We start from the raw sequence: 1201 nt of genomic DNA on the forward strand, positions 1-1201 counted from the left end.
GGGCGGCGGCCGTCCCCGCCTCCTCGGCGGTCTCCCGGGTGTCTCTAGGTCCAGACATAAGCAGACAGGGTATTCAAACCGGTCATTTCTTGAGGGGTTTGCCTTCTGTTTCCCTGTAGTGCAGGGCGAAGGCGAGGTCGCTGCCCTTGTACAGCTCGGCGCCGAAGACGCTGACCGCCTTATGGTACTTGGCGGCGATCGCCTTGCCGTCCGGCCGCTGCACCCAGGTCATGACGAGGTAGTGGCCGCGCGCCTGCGAGGTGCCGAACGCGAGGCCCTTGCCCGCCTTCTTGGTGACGCCCTTGCCGGGCAGGGCCACCAGGAACGCGTCCTTGGCGGACGCGGCCTTCACCGCCAGCTTGGCGGCGTCGGCGGACTTGAGGTTGAGGACGCCGATGGTGCCGATCAGCGACCCGCTGCTGAGCGCGTAGGTGGCACGCAGCGCCTGCGTGCAGTCGCCCTTCTTCAGCGCCTTCCCCAGCGCGGTGCCGCCGACGACGGCGTTGCACTTCGTCGTGGAGCTCGTGGCGGTCCGCACGTACTTGAGGCCCGACGCCTTGAACGACGCCTTGCCGAACACCTCCGACAGGGTCAGCTTCACCGGGTCGGTGGCGCGGCTCTGCAGCTTCACCGCCTGCAGCGGCGGGACGGTCGGCGTCGCCGGCGCCGTCGGCTTGGTGGACGCCGCGGCGGGCGGCGCCTTCTTCTCCGGCTTGGGATCGTCCTTCATCATCGACGCGACGCCGACGCCGCCGCCGATGAGGACCAGCCCGGCGACGACCGCGCCGCCGATGATCAGCGGGAGGCTGCGGCGCCGCCCGGACGGGCCGTCCTCGCCGGACGGTCCGGGAGGCGCGCCGTCGGCGTCGCCCGGCTGGTAGCCGCCGGGCATCGGGGCGCCGTAGGGGTCGTCCCCGGGGTCGCCGTGCCCGAACTCGCCGGGCCCCTGCCCGAACTGCTGCTGCCCGAACTGCTCTTGCCCGAACTGCTCCTGGCCGAACTGCTGCTGCCCGAACTGGTCCTGCCCGAACTGCTGCTGCCCGAACTGGTCGGATCCGCCCTGCCCGAAGCGGTCGTGCCCGCCGGGTCCGAAGTCGCCCGGCGGGAACGCGTCCTGGCCTCCCTGCGCGGGCGGCTCGCCCCAGACGGCCGCCGGACCGCCGGGCGCGCCCGGGGTCTCGGCCGCCGCGGACGGCGCCGC

1 pseudogene is annotated in these 1201 nt (G+C 72.7%); it reads right to left on the reverse strand.

Annotation, left to right across the window (positions count from 1 at the left end):
* Positions 1 to 82: 82 nt before the first annotated feature.
* Positions 83 to 1201, reverse strand: a pseudogene (locus ABZ914_RS51605) (hypothetical protein); the annotation flags it as partial.

It is taken from the genome of Spirillospora sp. NPDC046719 (genome assembly GCF_040645715.1).
In the GTDB taxonomy this organism is placed as follows: Bacteria; Actinomycetota; Actinomycetes; order Streptosporangiales; family Streptosporangiaceae; genus Spirillospora.